The sequence below is a fragment of the Nonomuraea roseoviolacea subsp. carminata genome (assembly GCF_024172185.1).
GTDB lineage: Bacteria > Actinomycetota > Actinomycetes > Streptosporangiales > Streptosporangiaceae > Nonomuraea > Nonomuraea roseoviolacea.
Genome location: NZ_JAMZEC010000001.1, coordinates 1,384,282 through 1,401,206, shown reverse-complemented (window position 1 = coordinate 1,401,206; position 16,925 = coordinate 1,384,282). Strand labels below are relative to the sequence as shown.

The window sequence follows — 16,925 nt, the reverse complement described above, 5'->3', positions numbered from 1 at the left end:
TCGGTTCAGGCGCGTGTCAACACCCATTCCGCGCACCCGAGGAGGACGACGTGCGACGTCGTTTAGTCATCCTGCTGACCGTCCTGGGGCTGCTCTGCCTGAGCGGCGTCACCGGGGCGGGGGCCTCCGCCGAACCACCGCCGAACCGGCAGTACCGCGTCCAGGGGCCGTCCGACGCCCGGCAGCGCAGCGCCGTCGCGGCCACCGGCGCCGCGATCGAGGAGGTGGCGAAGGGGTCGGTCCTCGTCACGGCCACGGAGGCCGAGGTGGCCGCGATCAGGCGCCTCGGCTACCGGGTGACGGAGCAGCCCCGCCCCGCATCCCGGTCCGACGCCAGGGCGTTCGACTTCCCGCCGTCGGACTCCGGCTACCACACCTACGCCGAGATGACCGCCGACGTGAACGCGCTGGTCGCCGCCCATCCCGCGATCGCCAGCACGTTCACGTACGGCACCTCGTACGAGGGCAGGCAGCTCATCGGCGTCAAGATCAGCGACAACGTGGGCACGGACGAGGCGGAGCCCGAGGTGCTCTTCACCGCCCACCAGCACGCCCGCGAGCACCTCACGGTCGAGATGGCGCTGTACATCATGCATCTGCTGGCCGACAACTACGGCAGCGACAGCCGGATCACGAACCTGGTGAACACCCGCGAGATCTGGATCATGCCGGACCTCAACCCCGACGGCGGCGAGTACGACATCGCGACCGGCTCCTACCGTTCGTGGCGCAAGAACCGGCAGCCCAACAGCGGCTCGTCGGCCGTCGGCACCGACATCAACCGCAACTGGGGCTACAACTGGGGCTGCTGCGGCGGCTCGTCCGGCTCGACCTCCAGCGAGACCTACCGCGGCTCGGCCGCCGAGTCGGCGCCCGAGGTGAAGGCGACGGCCGACTGGGTGCGCAGCCGCGTCGTCGGCGGCGTGCAGCAGATCAAGGCGCACATCGACTGGCACACCTACAGCGAGCTGGTGCTGTGGCCGTACGGCTTCACCTACGACGACACCGCACCCGGCCTCACCCAGGACGACCGCGACGCGCACGCGGTGCTCGGCCAGAACATGGCCGCCACCAACGGCTACACGCCGGAGCAGTCCAGCGACCTCTACATCACCGACGGCACGATCGACGACTGGATGTGGGGCGTCTACAAGATCTTCAGCTGGACCTTCGAGATGTACCCCACGGGCTCCAACCCCGGCTTCTACCCGCCCGACGAGCAGATCGTCCCGCAGACCACCCGCAACCGCGAGGTCGTGCTGCGCTTCCTGGAGTACGCCGACTGCGTGTACCGGATCATCGGCAAGGAGAGCCAGTACTGCGGCACGGGCAACCCGCCGGAGACCGTGTACTCCGACACGTTCGAGTCGGCCACCGCCTGGACCGCCAACCCGTCGGGCACCGACACGGCCACGACCGGGCAGTGGGAGCGCGGCGACCCCGCCGACACCGCCTCCTCCGGCGCCAAGCAGCTCGGCACCACCGTCAGCGGCACCAACGACCTGGTGACGGGCCGGCTGGCGGGCGCCTCGGCCGGTGACTACGACGTCGACGGCGGCGTCACCTCGATCCAGTCGCCGCCGATCACGCTGCCCGCGGGCGGCACGCTGAGCCTGTCGCTGTCGTGGTACCTCGCGCACGGCTCCAACAGCTCCAGCGCCGACTACTTCCGCGTACGGGTCGTGGGGAACACGACCGCGACCGTCCTGCAGCAGGCCGGCGCGGCGGCCAACCGCAACGGCTCGTGGAGCACGGCGACCGCGGATCTGACGGCGTTCGCCGGCCAGACGGTCCGCATCCTGATCGACGCGGCGGACGCCTCGGGCGCCTCGCTGGTCGAGGCGGGCGTCGACGACGTCCGCATCACCCGCCGTCCCTGATCTCAGAATTCCCTGACGAGGGCGCCGCGGCCGAACCGGTCGCGGCGCTCTCACGTATCCGGGCATGAGCACGTTGGGTCTTGTAAGGACCAGGTGTCAAGGCTACGATCGCCACAACTCTTAGGAAACTTTCCTAAAAGTAATCATGAATCGGGGAGCCATGACCCGCTCGCCGCCGCCCCCCGCCGTCTCGCCCTGACCACCGTACGGCTCGCGCTCTCACCCCCCGGCGCGAGCCGTACGGCACCCGAGCAGAACGGCGCACGCACCGGGCGCCCCCACCGCACTCCCCAGCGCACCCCCCACCCGTGAAGCCGCACTTTTCAGGGAATGCCATGAGATTCCGTCGCATGTTCCTCGCCTTACTCGCCGCCCTCGCCATGGTCGGCGCCGGAGCGGCCACCACCGCGCCGGCCTCGGCGACCTCAGCACCGTCCGCGGTCGACCAGCAGGCCGACGCCGCCGCCGACTGGCAGCCCGGCGTCTGGTACGCCATCGGCGCCCGCGTCACCTACAACGCCGCCGACTACGAGTGCATCCAGGCCCACACCTCGCAGACCGGCTGGGAGCCCCCGGCCGTGCCGGCCCTGTGGAAGCCCGTCACCGGTGGCGGCAACCCCGGCGCCCCCGGCACCCCGGGCTCCCCGCGCGTCACCGCCACCACCGACAGCTCGATCTCCCTGGCGTGGACCGCCTCGTCCGGCACCGTCACCGGCTACCGCGTCTACGAGGGCTCCGCCAACCGGGCCACGACCTCCGGCACCTCGGCCACGATCGGCTCGCTGGGCACCTGCACCACGCACACCTACACGATCCGCGCCTACAACGCGGCCGGGGAGTCGGCCGGCGCCTCGGTGACCGGCACCACCGGCGGCTGCACGGGCGGCGGCGGCTCCAAGATGCCCGGCGCCCCCTACCTCTACATGGGCTGGGGCAACCCGCCCGCCCCCGCCTCGGTCATGAGCGCGACCGGCGTCAAGTCGTTCACCATGGCGTTCATCCTGTCGAGCGGCGGCTGCACCCCCGCCTGGGACGGGCAGCGCCCGCTGACCGGCGGCGCCGACGCGCAGGCCATCTCGGCGATCAAGGCCGCGGGCGGCAGCGTCCAGGTCTCCTTCGGCGGCTGGCAGGGCAACAAGCTCGGCCCGAACTGCTCCACCCCGCAGGCGTTCGCCGGAGCGGTGCAGCAGGTCGTCAACGCCGTGGGCCCCGCCGTGGTCGACTTCGACATCGAGAACACCGACGAGTTCGAGAACTACACCGTCCAGGACCGCATCCTGAACGGCCTGAAGATCGTCAAGCAGAACAACCCGAACGTCAAGGTCGTCGTCACCTTCGGCACCACCAAGACCGGCCCGAACGCCCACGGTGTCCGGCTGATCAACCAGTCGAAGGCCCTCGGCGTGCCGATCGACAACTACACGATCATGCCGTTCGACTTCGGCGGCACCACCATGTACCAGGACACCGTCAACGCCTCCGAGGGCCTGAAGACCGCCCTCAAGAACGCGTTCGGCTGGAGTGACGCCCAGGCGTACGCGCACATGGGCATCTCCGGCATGAACGGCCTGTCCGACCAGCAGGAGCTCACCTCGCCCGCCACCTGGACCCAGATCCGCGACTGGGCCAAGGGCAAGGGCCTGACCAGGCTCGCCTACTGGGCCGTCAACCGCGACCGCCCCTGCCCCGGCGGCGGCGTCGTGTCCGACTGCAGCGGCATCTCCCAGAGCGACTGGGAGTTCACCCGGATCACCGCCGGCTTCTGACCCGGCCGACGGCCTCCGTGCGACCGCCCCACCGCTCATGTCCCGCGGTGGGGCGTTCCCATGAGTCCCGCTGAGTCCCGCGAAAGGACACCCCCCATGAAGCTGCTCCGCACCCTCGTGGCGGCCGTCACGCTCGCCGCCGGCCTCACCGCGCTGAACGCCGCCCCGGCCGCCGCCGCGAACATCCTCACCAACCCCGGCTTCGAGTCGGACCTGTCCGGCTGGACCTGCTCCGGCACGGTCGCGGCCGTCTCCACACCCGTCCACGGCGGCGCCCGCGCCCTCCAGGGCACCCCCGGCGGCGGCGACCACGCCCGCTGCGGCCAGACCGTGACCGTCCGCCCCGGCACCGCCTACCGGCTGACCGCCTGGGTCCAGGGCGCCTACGTCTTCCTCGGCGCGACCGGCGCCGGCGTGGAGGCCAGCACCTGGGGCACGCCCGGCGCGCAGTGGGCGCAACTGTCCACCTCCTTCACCACCCCGGCCGGCACGACGTCCGTGACCGTGTACGTCAACGGCTGGTACGGCCAGCCCGCGTACCTGGCCGACGACGTCGTCCTCGACGGCCCCGGCGGCGCCCCCGACACCCGGCCGCCCACGGTGCCCGCCGGCCTGTCCGTCGGCGGCGCGACCGGCTCCAGCCTCACCCTCACCTGGAACGCCTCCACCGACGACTCCGGGACCGTCGCCCGCTACGACGTCTCCCGCGACGGCGGCGCGCCGGCCGCCGTCACCTCCACCACCTACACCGCCACCGGCCTGAACCCCGACACCGCCTACGGCTTCCGCGTGCGCGCCTGCGACGCCGCCGGCAACTGCTCCGCCTACAGCCCCTCGGCGAGCGGCCGGACGACCGGCACCACCACGCCGCCCACCGGCGCCATCCGGTACGCCCCGTACATCGACATCACCATGACCACGCCCACCCTGGCCGGCGCCGCCTCGGCCACCGGCGTCAAGAACTACACGCTCGCCTTCGTCCTCGGCGACAGCACCGGCTGCAACCCCGCCTGGGGCGGCACCATCCCGCTCGCCGACGCCCGGATCATCGGCGACGTCAAGGCCCTGCAGGCCCAGGGCGGCCAGGTCGTCGTGGCCAGCGGCGGCGCCATGGGCCCGTACCTGGAGCACACCTGCGGCACCTCCGCCGCGCTGCTCGCCGCGTACAAGAAGGTGCTCGACACCGTCGGCACCAACCACCTCGACGTGGACGTCGAGGCGTCCATCGACGTCGTCAAGGTCAACACCGCCCTGCGGCAGCTCCAGGCCGAACGCGGCACGACCGTCAGCTACACCCTGCGCGTCCAGGGACAGGACTACGGCGTCGACCCGTTCTCGCTGCAGATCCTCCAGGACGCCGCGGCCCGCGGGCTGGAGGTGACCGTCAACCCGATGCTCATGAACTTCGGCTACACCGGCTCCTGGGGCGACGCCATGATCTCGGCCGCCCAGGCCACCCTCGCCCAGATGAGGACCGTGTGGCCGTCCCGGTCCGACGCGCAGATCAGGAGGATGCTCGGCGTCACCCCGATGATCGGCCGCAACGACACCGGCATGACCACCACCCAGGCCGACGCGCGCAAGCTGCGCGACTGGGCCAACGCCAACGGCATCGGGTTCGTCGGCTTCTGGTCGGCCGGGCGCGACAACGGCGGCTGCCCCGGCGGCGGCGTCTCGCCCACGTGCAGCGGCATCGCCCAGACGGCCTACGAGTTCACCGGGATCTTCAAGGGCTTCACCGGCTGAACGAGCGTCACGGACTGAAGGGGACCAGCGGCATGTAGGGCACGAGGTGCGTGGGCTTGACCGGCAGGCCCGGCCCCGGCGGCCGGTACGTCGGCAGCGCCTCGCCGTACTCGTGCATCCAGGCGTGGTCCACCATCAGCCGCATCGGCCCCGGCACGGGCGGATCCTGCGCCCGCGCCGGGGCCGGCTCCACTCGCCCCACGGCGAGCTTGGCCACCGCGTCGGCCACCAGCCCCGCCTCCGCGATCGCCACGTCGCACCGGTCGTCCGGCCCGATCAGCAGGTCCAGGTCGGGCGGCACCGGGTAGATGGGCCGCGGCAGGGCCAGCACCCGGGGCGACGGCGCCATCGGCAGGCCGTCGCGCACCGCCTCGACCAGCACCGAACGCCCCGTGCGCCCGCTCAGCACGCCGTCGGCCAGCGGCCAGCACAGCCGGCCCACGTTCGCGCCGTCCTCGCCTTGGGCGTGCAGGCACAGGAACGGCACCAGCGGCACCTCGCCGCCCGCGCCCTCCTGCGCCCAGCCGCGGCCGCACCCGGTCAGCACGAGCAACGCCAGCATCGCCCGGTACGCCGTGTCGGCGTGCGAGGTCTCCAGCCGCCCCGGCACGATCACGCACCGGCCCCCGGTCCGCTCCGCCGTCGCGCCCAGCTCGCGCGCCACCTTGACCGCCCGCGCGGCCGGCACCCCGGTCAGCGGCTCCTGCCAGGCCGGCGTGTACGGCTCGGCCCGGTCCTCGTAGCCTGCCGGCCAGCAGCCCGGCAGCCCCTCCCTGGGCACCCCGTACACCGCGAGCAGCAGGTCGAACACCGTCGTCACCAGCAGGTCCCCGTACCGCCGCACCGGCACGCCGCGCCGCAGCACGCCGGGCCCGTCGTCGAAGCGCGGCAGCAGCACCTCGACCGACTCGCCGCGCGGCCCGCCGTACACGCTGAGCCGGTCGGCACGCCGGCCGATCCCGCAGCCCGCCACCCACGCGCCGCCCAGCTCACGCAGCCGCACGAGGAACGGCAGGTCCGTGTGGTCCAGCGCGTGCTCGGCGAACGCCGCCCGTTCCAGCAGGAACTCCTTGAGCAGCACGTGGCCCATCGCCATCGCCAGCGCGCCGTCCGTGCCCGGCCGCACGACCAGCGTCTCGTCCGACAGCCGCGTCGGGTGGGGGCCGATCGCGACGACCTTCTGCCCCTTGTAGCGCCCGGCGATCACCCACGGCGCGCCCGGCGTGCGGATCAGCCGGTTGTTCTCGCCCCACAGCATCACGTACGCCGCGCTCGGCCAGTCGTCCGGCTCGGGGCCGCGGAAGCCGGGCCCGAGCACCTGCCACGGCGCCGCCGGCTGCTCGGTCAGCACCGCGCCGCCCAGCGCGGCCACCAGCCCCGCCAGCGGCGAGGTCGCCAGCGCCGCCACCCGGTCCGGGCCGTACTCGGCCGCCGTGTGCACGATCGCCGCGGCCGTCAGCTCCGCGGCGGTGCCGTCGTCCAGCGGTACCCGCCGCCCGCCGCGGGCCCTGCGGTACACCTCAGAGTTTGCTGTGAGTTTCGCCCAGGCGGCGACCGGGTCGCGAAGCTCATCTTTCACCTCGAAGTAGAGCCGGACCAGAGCCCGGTTGACCTGCGATCCCCCCATGGAAAGAGTTCAGCACAGAGGGTCACGGTCTATCGCGGTACGACCCGCCATGTCGGGGATAAGAATGGCCTGGCAAGTGGAAGCATCCAGGGGAGTACGGCAGGCTAGACCCGCCATGGACTACGCATTTCTCACAGGGACCGTGCTCGTCGCGGGAGTCGTCTTCGCCGTCGTCGCCCAGTGGCGGGACTGGCGGCCGCCCATCATCGTCGCCGTCGTCGTCGGCGTGGCCGTCCGCGTGCTGCTCCTGTTCACCGCGGCGCACGACTCGTGGCAGCCGGTGGACTTCATGGAGAGCTTCAAGCCCGCCGGCGAGGCCGTGCTCAACGGCCAGGACCCTGTGCTCGCCAGCGAGGGCGGCTGGCACTTCCTGCCGACGATCCCGTACGTCTACGGCATCCTGCTCTGGCTCGGCATCCCGTGGGAGTACGCCGGGCGCCTGGTCACCGTGGTCGCCGACATCGCGCTCATCCCGCTCGTCGCCAAGCTGGCCGGTGGGCCCAAGGCGTCGCTGCGCGCCCTGCAGTACGCGCTCAACCCGCTCGCGCTGCTGGTGGCCTGCATCCATGGCCAGGTCGAGCCGGTGGCGCTGGTCTTCGGCGTGGCCGCCTTCGTGGTGGCCCGCGGGCCGGGCTCGCCCGAGCGGCCCGGCATCCGCACCGAGGTCGTCGCCCGCGTCCGCCGCGGCGTGACCGCCTACGGCTGGCGCACCGCCGCCTACCGCGTGCTCGGCCCCGGCGGCCTGCTGCGCCGGGCCCTGACCGCCGGTCCCACCGACCGCGCCGACCTCAAGCGGGCCGGTCTCGCGGGCCTGCTCATGGGCCTGGCCCTGTGCGCGAAGAGCTGGCCGATCTGGCTCATCCCCGGCATGCTGCTGCTCCTGCCGCACCTGCGCGCCCGCGTGGCCGCGCTGTTCGTGACCGGTCTCGTGCCGCTGTTCTTCCTCGTCACCCTGCCGATCTTCGCGGGCACCTCGCTCCAGCAGATCCCGGAGGTCATCAAGACCATCCAGGACATCCGCCCGATCGTCGGCGAATGGGGTTGGACCCCGTGGAAGACCGGTGGCGACTGGGCGCTGGAGCCCGGCCTCGCCAAGCTGGGCACGAACCTCATCTACGCCTGCGTCGTCGGCGTCATCTTCCTGTGGCGGCGGGCCGACCCGATCGACATGACCACGGCCATCCTGCTCATCTTCATGGTCGTCACCCCGCGGCTCGGCGCGCAGTACCTGCTGTGGTTCATGCCGTTCCTGGTCGCCCGGCCCACGCGGTTCGCCTGGCCGGCGATCGTCGGCGTGTCGGCGTGGGCGGCGTACGGCTACCTGTACATGACGCAGTTCGACGTCGACACCTGGTGGGGGTTGCACGCCGACTGGTCGCGGGCGTCGATCGTGCTGCTGCCGGTGCTGCTCGTCGCCATGCCGTGGGGCCGCCGCGGCCCGGCCGGCGTGACGGCTCCCGCCGTGCCCGCGGAGAAGCCCCCCGTCGCCTCGGCGGTCTGAGGCGTCCGATTCCTACAAGAGCGAGGCGTTCCCCGCCGGGTACGTTCCGCTCATGGACATGAAGATCGACACGCTGACCCGGGCGGCCGCCTACCTGGAGCTCCATGGGCGGCTGCTCGACCGGCTCCGGTTCGAGGCGCTGTTCGCCGGGGGATCGAGGGACCGGGTCCTCGACGTGCTGCGCTGCTACCAGAACGCCGACGGCGGCTTCGGCAACGCGCTCGAACCCGACCTGCGCGGCGCGGGCAGCCAGCCGGAGCCGGTCGAGGTGGCCTTCCGCGTCCTCGACGAGCTGGACGCGTTCGCCGACCCGATGGTGCCGAGGGCCTGCGACTACCTGCTGTCGGTGACGACCGGGGACGGCGGAGTGCCGTTCGTGCTGCCCAGCGTGCGCGGCACCGCCCGCGCGCCCTGGTGGGAGACCGACGACGACCCGCCGGGCAACCTGGTGCCGACCGCCTCGATCGCGGCGCTCCTGCACCGGCACCGCGCCGTCCACCCGTGGCTGGAGCGGGCCACCGCGTTCTGCTGGACCCGGATCGCCGCCGTCGAGCGGACCACCCCGTACGAGGCGCGGGCGATCGTCGCCTTCCTGGAGGAGGCGCCGGACCGGGAACGGGCCGAGGCCGAGTTCGCCCGCCTGCGCGAAGCCGTCCTGGACACCGTCGCCCTCGACCCGGACACCCCGGGCGAGGCCCACTTCCCGCTGGACTTCGCCCCCGCGCCGTCCCGGCTTCCGCTGTTCGAGGCCGATCTGCTGGACCGGCACCTGGACGCGCTGGCCGCCGCGCAGTCGCCCGAGGGCGGGTGGGGCGGCAACTGGCTGATGTGGACGCCGCTGGTCGAGCACGAGTGGGGCGGATACGTGACCGTCGAGCGCCTCAAGACCCTGCGCGCGTACGGGCGGCTCCCGTAGGAGCCCTCGCGGAGGCGCGTTGTCGGTGGCGTGTCCTAGCGTGGAGGAATGTACGAGGAACGACCGCCCGCGCCGGAGCTCGCCGGCCGCGTCGTGTGCGCCTGGGGGCAGATCCCCGAGGCCGACGGCACGCAGCTCGTGGTGCCCGACGGGTGCGTCGACCTCATCTGGGGCCCGGCCGGTCTCTTCGTCGCGGGCCCCGACACGGGGCCGATGCCCGCGCCGCTGCGCGCCGGCGAGGTGCTCGCCGGCATCCGCTTCCGGCCGGGCGGGACGGGTGAGGTGTTCGGCGTGCCCGTCCACGGGCTGCGCGACCAGCGGGTCCCGCTCGCCGCGCTGAACCGCGCCGCCTGGAGCCCGCTCCTCTCACCGGACGCCGCGCCGTCCGTGTCGTCCGACCCCAGGCTCCTGCTCGACGAACGTCTGCGTCTGATGAGACGGGCCGTCGCCGCCCGCATCCGCGAGACCGCGCCCCCCGACCCGGCGGCCCCGGCCCTGGTGGCGGCGCTGCGATCGGGACTGAGCGTGCGCGAGGCCGCCTGGGAGCTGGGGTTCAGCGAGCGGCAGCTCCACCGCAGGAGCGTGGCCGGCTTCGGCTACCCGCCCAAGACGCTCCAGCGCGTCGTGCGCTTCCAGCGGGCGCTGCGGCTGGCCCGCTCGGGCGTCGCCCTGGCCGAGGTGGCGGCGGCGTCCGGCTACGCGGACCAGGCGCACCTGTCCCACGACGTGAAGCGCCTGAGCGGCGTACCCCTGAGCCGCCTGCTCACCTGAGGCGGCCCACCTTCCCGGTCGATCAGCGCGGGGGAGTGGGCTCGGCCGTGCCGCCCTCCGCCGCGCTCTCCCCACTCGTCGGCGGGCCCGGGGCCACGGCGGGCCCCCGCACGGAAGTCTCGACAGGTGGCGGCGTGCCGGGTGGCGCCGCTTTGGGCGGCTCCTCGGGTGGCGTACCCGAGATCAGGGCGGCGGCCCAGGTGGCGCGCGGGTCGCTGTCCACGAGCAGGGCCCGCGCGAACAGGCTCAGCGGGATGGCGAGCAGCGCCCCCAGCGCTCCGAGCACGAACGTCCACAGGATCAGCGACAGGAACGTCATGGTGGTCGACAGCCCCACCGCGTCGCCCAGGAACTTCGGCTGGATGAACGACTCGATCACCACGTTGATGACGCAGTACAGGATGATGACCAGCACCATCTGCTTGGGCCCGCCGTCGAGCAGCGCCAGCAGCGCGGGCGGGATGAGGCCGAGGACGAAGCCGATGTTCGGGATGTAGTTCGTGATCAGCGCGAGCACGCCCCAGAGGATCGGCAGCGGGACGCCGAGGATCGCCAGCCCGATCGCGTCCAGCACCGCGACGATCAGCCCGAACACCGTCGAGACGATGAGGTACTGCCGGGTCTTCTGGGCGAACGTGGCCAGCGCGCTCACCAGCATGTGCCGGCTGCTGTGCCCGGCCTCCAGGATCCGCGCGGTCACGGGCCCGTCCAGGCACATCGACAGCAGCAGCACCACGATGAGGAACAGGCCCGACAGCACGTTCACCAGGCTGCCCAGCAGGCTCTGCACCACGCCGACGATCTTGCCGAGGTCGATGCCCTTGAGCGCCTCGTTGATCTTGGCGTTGCTGAGGCCGACGGAGGTCGCGAGCCGCTGGGCCTCGTCGAGCAGCTTCTGGAACTGCGGGCCGTACGCGGGGAGCAGGCCGGCGAGCTCCGTGACCGCGAACGTCAGGATCGCCACCATGCCGAGCAGGACGAACAGCACGATCACGAAGGGAATGACCACCTGCGTCCAGAGCGGTGCGCCACGCCGGGCCAGCCAGTCGCGCACCGGCGCCACGGCGATGACGAGCACGAGCGCCAGCACCACCGGCCCGATGATGGACGCCACCTCGCGCATGCCGAACAGCGTGACGACGGCGCCGGCCATCCCCAGCAGAACGATGAGCGCTCGTGGAATGGGTTGGTCGCTCACCTTGTGCACCTACCCGTGGGCGAGCGGAAACACCGACGGGGGAGGGGCATTCCGTTGATTTGACGGTTCGCAGAGGGATGCATAGAGTTCACCAGTCCCACGAGGACGGCGGTGATCGCCGGCCTCGCTCGGGGGCCACCTCCTAGCTCATCGCCAGACGGCGGATCACTGTGCCCTGCAGCGTGCCGCTGAACAGCGGCTTTGACATCGGTCAGATGTTGGAGTAAGTTAGAGGGGTTGCGCCGGAGACGGGGCACGGTCGGAATTCCGAAAGCGCCGAATTTGACAGAGAATACGGTCGCTGAAAGAATAAAGACACAACGAACGAACGAAACGAAAAGCGCCTCTCGCAGGACCGGGGAGAACGCGTCCGTTTCTTGAGAACTCAACAGTGTGTTAAAAGCCAGTGCATGAACAATGCATGACCCCGTCATATCGGCGTGAGCCGGTGACGGATTCCTTTTCAAGTTAGGCATCAGACAAGCCTTTAATGGAGAGTTTGATCCTGGCTCAGGACGAACGCTGGCGGCGTGCTTAACACATGCAAGTCGAGCGGAAAGGCCCTTCGGGGTACTCGAGCGGCGAACGGGTGAGTAACACGTGAGCAACCTGCCCCTGACTCTGGGATAAGCCCGGGAAACTGGGTCTAATACCGGATACGACCGCCCCCGGCATCGGGTGGTGGTGGAAAGTTTTTTCGGTTGGGGATGGGCTCGCGGCCTATCAGCTTGTTGGTGGGGTAGTGGCCTACCAAGGCGACGACGGGTAGCCGGCCTGAGAGGGCGACCGGCCACACTGGGACTGAGACACGGCCCAGACTCCTACGGGAGGCAGCAGTGGGGAATATTGCGCAATGGGCGGAAGCCTGACGCAGCGACGCCGCGTGGGGGATGACGGCCTTCGGGTTGTAAACCTCTTTCAGCAGGGACGAAGTTGACGTGTACCTGCAGAAGAAGCGCCGGCTAACTACGTGCCAGCAGCCGCGGTAATACGTAGGGCGCAAGCGTTGTCCGGAATTATTGGGCGTAAAGAGCTCGTAGGTGGCTGGTCACGTCTGCCGTGAAAGCCCGCAGCTTAACTGCGGGTCTGCGGTGGATACGGGCCGGCTAGAGGTAGGTAGGGGCAAGCGGAATTCCTGGTGTAGCGGTGAAATGCGCAGATATCAGGAGGAACACCGGTGGCGAAGGCGGCTTGCTGGGCCTTACCTGACGCTGAGGAGCGAAAGCGTGGGGAGCGAACAGGATTAGATACCCTGGTAGTCCACGCTGTAAACGTTGGGCGCTAGGTGTGGGACCCTTCCACGGGTTCCGTGCCGGAGCTAACGCATTAAGCGCCCCGCCTGGGGAGTACGGCCGCAAGGCTAAAACTCAAAGGAATTGACGGGGGCCCGCACAAGCGGCGGAGCATGTTGCTTAATTCGACGCAACGCGAAGAACCTTACCAAGGTTTGACATCACCCGGAAACGCTCAGAGATGGGCGCCTCTTCGGACTGGGTGACAGGTGGTGCATGGCTGTCGTCAGCTCGTGTCGTGAGATGTTGGGTTAAGTCCCGCAACGAGCGCAACCCTTGCTCCATGTTGCCAGCAGGCCGGTTTACCGGTGCTGGGGACTCATGGGGGACTGCCGGGGTCAACTCGGAGGAAGGTGGGGATGACGTCAAGTCATCATGCCCCTTATGTCTTGGGCTGCAAACATGCTACAATGGCCGGTACAGAGGGCTGCTAAGCCGTGAGGCGGAGCGAATCCCTAAAAGCCGGTCTCAGTTCGGATTGGGGTCTGCAACTCGACCCCATGAAGTCGGAGTCGCTAGTAATCGCAGATCAGCAACGCTGCGGTGAATACGTTCCCGGGCCTTGTACACACCGCCCGTCACGTCACGAAAGTCGGCAACACCCGAAGCCCGTGGCCCAACCCGCAAGGGGGGGAGCGGTCGAAGGTGGGGCTGGCGATTGGGACGAAGTCGTAACAAGGTAGCCGTACCGGAAGGTGCGGCTGGATCACCTCCTTTCTAAGGAGCATCGGCCAGAAGGTTCACACCTCCTGGTCCATGTCACGGTCATCAGCGAATGTCTGATGCGTGACGGCTCATTAGTGGAGCACTGGCTACTCGGCATGGCGTGATCGCCGGCCGGCTAGTACCGCCCCTCCTTGTGAGGGGAGTGGGAACGGCGGTTCGGGGGTTACGAGATGTCGAACACACTGTTGGGTCCTGAGGAAACGGGCTTTCGAGTCTGTGGAACCTCATACAGGGCCATCACAGGACACCGTGAGCTGGTGTTGCTGGGTGGTTGCTGTTTGTTGTTTGAGATTTGCATAGTGGACGCGAGCATCTTTGTGGCCAAGTTTTTTAGGGCACACGGTGGATGCCTTGGCATCAGGAGCCGATGAAGGACGTGGGAGGCTGCGTTAAGCCTCGGGGAGTCGCCAACCAGACGTTGATCCGGGGATGTCCGAATGGGGAAACCCAGCACCAGTCATGTGGTGTTGCCTCCGCCTGAATGTATAGGGCGGTTGGTGGTAACGCGGGGAAGTGAAACATCTCAGTACCCGTAGGAAGAGAAAACAACATGTGATTCCGTGAGTAGTGGTGAGCGAAAGCGGATGAGGCTAAACCGGGCGTGTGTGATAGCCGGCAGGCGTTGCATGTCCGGGGTTGTGGGACCCTCTAACAGTTTCTGCCGAGACTGTGAGAAGTTATAAATCCTTCCGATAGTTGAAGCCTCTGGGAAGGGGCGCCGTAGACCGTGAGAGCCGGGTAGGCGAAATCGGATGGACTTCTTGAGGTGTTCCCGAGTAGCACGGGGCTCGAGGAATCCTGTGTGAATCTGCCAGGACCACCTGGTAAGCCTAAATACTCCCTGATGACCGATAGTGCACGAGTACCGTGAGGGAAAGGTGAAAAGTGCCCCGGTGAGGGGTCGTGAAATAGTACCTGAAACCGTGTGCCTACAAGCCGTAGGAGCTTACGAGGATTTCGGTCCTTGTGTGATGTGACTGCGTGCCTTTTGAAGAATGAGCCTGCGAGTTATGGTGTGTGGCGAGGTTAACCCGTGTGGGGGAGCCGTAGCGAAAGCGAGTCTGAATAGGGCGTTTGAGTCGCATGCTGTAGACCCGAAGCGGAGTGATCTACGCATGGGCAGGTTGAAGCTCAGGTAAGACTGGGTGGAGGACCGAACCCACCAGGGTTGAAAACCTGGGGGATGACCTGTGTGTAGGGGTGAAAGGCCAATCAAACTCCGTGATAGCTGGTTCTCCCCGAAATGCATTTAGGTGCAGCGTCGCGTGTTTCTTGCCGGAGGTAGAGCACTGGATGGCCGATGGGCCCGACAAGGTTACTGACGTCAGCCAAACTCCGAATGCCGGTAAGTGAGAGCGTGGCAGTGAGACTGCGGGGGATAAGCTTCGTAGTCGAGAGGGAAACAGCCCAGATCACCGACTAAGGCCCCTAAGCGTGTGCTAAGTGGGAAAGGATGTGGAGTCGCAGAGACAACCAGGAGGTTGGCTTAGAAGCAGCCACCCTTGAAAGAGTGCGTAATAGCTCACTGGTCAAGTGATTCCGCGCCGACAATGTAGCGGGGCTCAAGTACACCGCCGAAGTCGTGGCACTCATCACCATGTGTGGTGGGTGGGTAGGGGAGCGTCGTGCAGCTGGTGAAGCGGCGGAGTGATCCAGTCGTGGAAGCTGTGCGAGTGAGAATGCAGGCATGAGTAGCGAATCGAGGGTGAGAAACCCTCGCGCCGGATGACCAAGGGTTCCTGGGGCAGGCTAATCCGCCCAGGGTAAGTCGGGACCTAAGGCGAGGCCGACAGGCGTAGTCGATGGACAACGGGTTGATATTCCCGTACCCGCTTCAATGCGCCCATATCGAACCCCTTGATACTAAGAGTCCTTAAGTCAGCGGCTTCTTCGGAGGCTGTGTTAGACCGAACGCTCGGCCTGATTGGGTAGTAGGTAAGCGATGGGGTGACGCAGGAAGGTAGTCCAGCCCAGGCGATGGTTGTCCTGGGGTAAGCATGTAGGACGGGACGTAGGCAAATCCGCGTTCCATATAGTCTGAGATGTGATGCCGAGCCGATTGTGGCGAAGTGGATGATCCTATGCTGCCGAGAAAAGCCTCTAGTGAGTGTTGTGGCGGCCCGTACCCTAAACCGACTCAGGTGGTCAGGTAGAGAATACCAAGGCGATCGGGTGAACTGTGGTTAAGGAACTCGGCAAATTGCCCCCGTAACTTCGGGAGAAGGGGGACCTCTGCTGGTGATAGGCCTTGCGCCTGGAGCTGGTGGGGGTCGCAGTGGCCAGGGGGAAGCGACTGTTTACTAAAAACACAGGTCCGTGCGAAGTCGTAAGACGATGTATACGGACTGACGCCTGCCCGGTGCCGGAACGTTAAGGGGACCGCTTAGCGCAGCTTGCTGTGCGAAGGTGAGAACTTAAGCGCCGGTAAACGGCGGTGGTAACTATAACCATCCTAAGGTAGCGAAATTCCTTGTCGGGTAAGTTCCGACCTGCACGAATGGCGTAACGACTTCCCCGCTGTCTCAACCGCAGACCCGGCGAAATTGCATTACGAGTAAAGATGCTCGTTACGCGCAGCAGGACGGAAAGACCCCGGGACCTTCACTACAGCTTGACATTGGCGTTTGGAGCGTCTTGTGTAGGATAGGTGGGAGACTGGGAAGCTCGGACGCTAGTTCGGGTGGAGTCATTGGTGAAATACCACTCTGGTCGTTTTGAACGTCTAACTCTGGTCCGTGATCCGGATCGGGGACAGTGTCTGGTGGGTAGTTTAACTGGGGCGGTTGCCTCCTAAAAGGTAACGGAGGCGCCCAAAGGTTCCCTCAGCCTGGTTGGCAATCAGGTGTTGAGTGTAAGTGCACAAGGGAGCTTGACTGTGAGACTGACGGGTCGAGCAGGAGCGAAAGCTGGGACTAGTGATCCGGCATCGGCATGTGGAAGCGGTGTCGCTCAACGGCTAAAAGGTACCCCGGGGATAACAGGCTGATCTTCCCCAAGAGTCCATATCGACGGGATGGTTTGGCACCTCGATGTCGGCTCGTCGCATCCTGGGGCTGGAGTAGGTCCCAAGGGTTGGGCTGTTCGCCCATTAAAGCGGTACGCGAGCTGGGTTTAGAACGTCGCGAGACAGTTCGGTCCCTATCCGCTGCGCGCGTAGGAGACTTGAAAGGGGCTGTCCCTAGTACGAGAGGACCGGGACGGACGAACCTCTGGTGTGCCAGTTGTACCGCCAGGTGCATGGCTGGTTGGCTACGTTCGGAAGGGATAACCGCTGAAAGCATCTAAGCGGGAAGCTCGCCTTGAGATGAGGTCTCCCACCCTGTGAGGGGGTAAGGCTCCCGGTAGACGACCGGGTTGATAGGCCGGAGGTGGAAGCGCGGTAACGTGTGGAGCTGACCGGTACTAATAGGCCGAGGACTTGACCACAAAGCTTATGCTTTGGTGTGTGCTGCGCTCTGTTACTCTTCGCCGGGTCCAGAGCTGCGCCACACTGAAGGTTTTG

Annotated in this window: 8 protein-coding genes and 2 rRNA genes; 8 read left to right on the top strand and 2 right to left on the bottom strand. The window is 67.8% G+C overall.

The genetic code is table 11. The features are described 5' to 3' along the window. Positions 1–50: 50 nt before the first annotated feature. The 3 genes from HD595_RS06405 to HD595_RS06395 all read left to right on the top strand — a co-directional run bounded on the left by HD595_RS06405 (position 51) and on the right by HD595_RS06395 (position 5,392). Positions 51–1,880: a M14 family metallopeptidase gene (locus tag HD595_RS06405; RefSeq protein WP_253766530.1), complete on the top strand. Its 1,830-nt coding sequence runs from the start codon at positions 51–53 to the stop codon at positions 1,878–1,880. A gap of 335 nt (positions 1,881–2,215) precedes the next feature. After that, positions 2,216–3,646 carry a carbohydrate-binding protein gene (locus tag HD595_RS06400; RefSeq protein WP_253766529.1) on the top strand — a complete coding sequence of 477 codons (1,431 nt, stop codon included), beginning with the start codon at positions 2,216–2,218 and terminating at the stop codon, positions 3,644–3,646. A gap of 96 nt (positions 3,647–3,742) precedes the next feature. Beyond that, positions 3,743–5,392 (top strand): carbohydrate binding domain-containing protein, encoded by a 1,650-nt coding sequence (locus tag HD595_RS06395; protein ID WP_253766527.1) that lies wholly within the window; start codon positions 3,743–3,745, stop codon positions 5,390–5,392. Between the two features lie 7 nt (positions 5,393–5,399). Here HD595_RS06395 and HD595_RS06390 read toward each other — a convergent pair whose 3' ends face one another. Then, positions 5,400–7,019 carry a molybdopterin-dependent oxidoreductase gene (locus HD595_RS06390; RefSeq protein WP_253766525.1) on the bottom strand — a complete coding sequence of 540 codons (1,620 nt, stop codon included), beginning with the start codon at positions 7,017–7,019 and terminating at the stop codon, positions 5,400–5,402. Between the two features lie 115 nt (positions 7,020–7,134). On the opposite strand from HD595_RS06390, the gene HD595_RS06385 reads away from it, so the two are divergent. From HD595_RS06385 to HD595_RS06375, 3 genes are read left to right on the top strand one after another with little or no spacing between them, the layout of a single operon-like run. After that, the gene (locus HD595_RS06385) at positions 7,135–8,520 is read left to right on the top strand and encodes a hypothetical protein (protein ID WP_253766523.1); all 1,386 of its coding nucleotides are present in this window, start codon (positions 7,135–7,137) and stop codon (positions 8,518–8,520) included. Between the two features lie 52 nt (positions 8,521–8,572). Further along, on the top strand, positions 8,573–9,436 hold the full coding sequence (locus HD595_RS06380) for a hypothetical protein (RefSeq protein ID WP_253766521.1): 864 nt from the start codon (positions 8,573–8,575) through the stop codon (positions 9,434–9,436). Between the two features lie 48 nt (positions 9,437–9,484). Then, entirely contained in the window at positions 9,485–10,207 is a 723-nt protein-coding gene (locus HD595_RS06375) for a helix-turn-helix transcriptional regulator (protein WP_253766519.1), read from the top strand. Between the two features lie 22 nt (positions 10,208–10,229). Here the strand turns inward: HD595_RS06375 and HD595_RS06370 are convergent, their stop codons facing one another. Then, positions 10,230–11,405 (bottom strand): AI-2E family transporter, encoded by a 1,176-nt coding sequence (locus HD595_RS06370; RefSeq protein ID WP_253766517.1) that lies wholly within the window; start codon positions 11,403–11,405, stop codon positions 10,230–10,232. A 487-nt stretch (positions 11,406–11,892) separates the two neighbouring features. Here HD595_RS06370 and HD595_RS06365 point away from each other — a divergent pair. Continuing rightward, positions 11,893–13,414, top strand: a 16S ribosomal RNA gene (locus HD595_RS06365). A gap of 328 nt (positions 13,415–13,742) precedes the next feature. Next, positions 13,743–16,849 (top strand): 23S ribosomal RNA (locus HD595_RS06360). The 16S and 23S rRNA genes sit together here, the layout of an rRNA operon. Positions 16,850–16,925 lie beyond the last annotated feature (76 nt).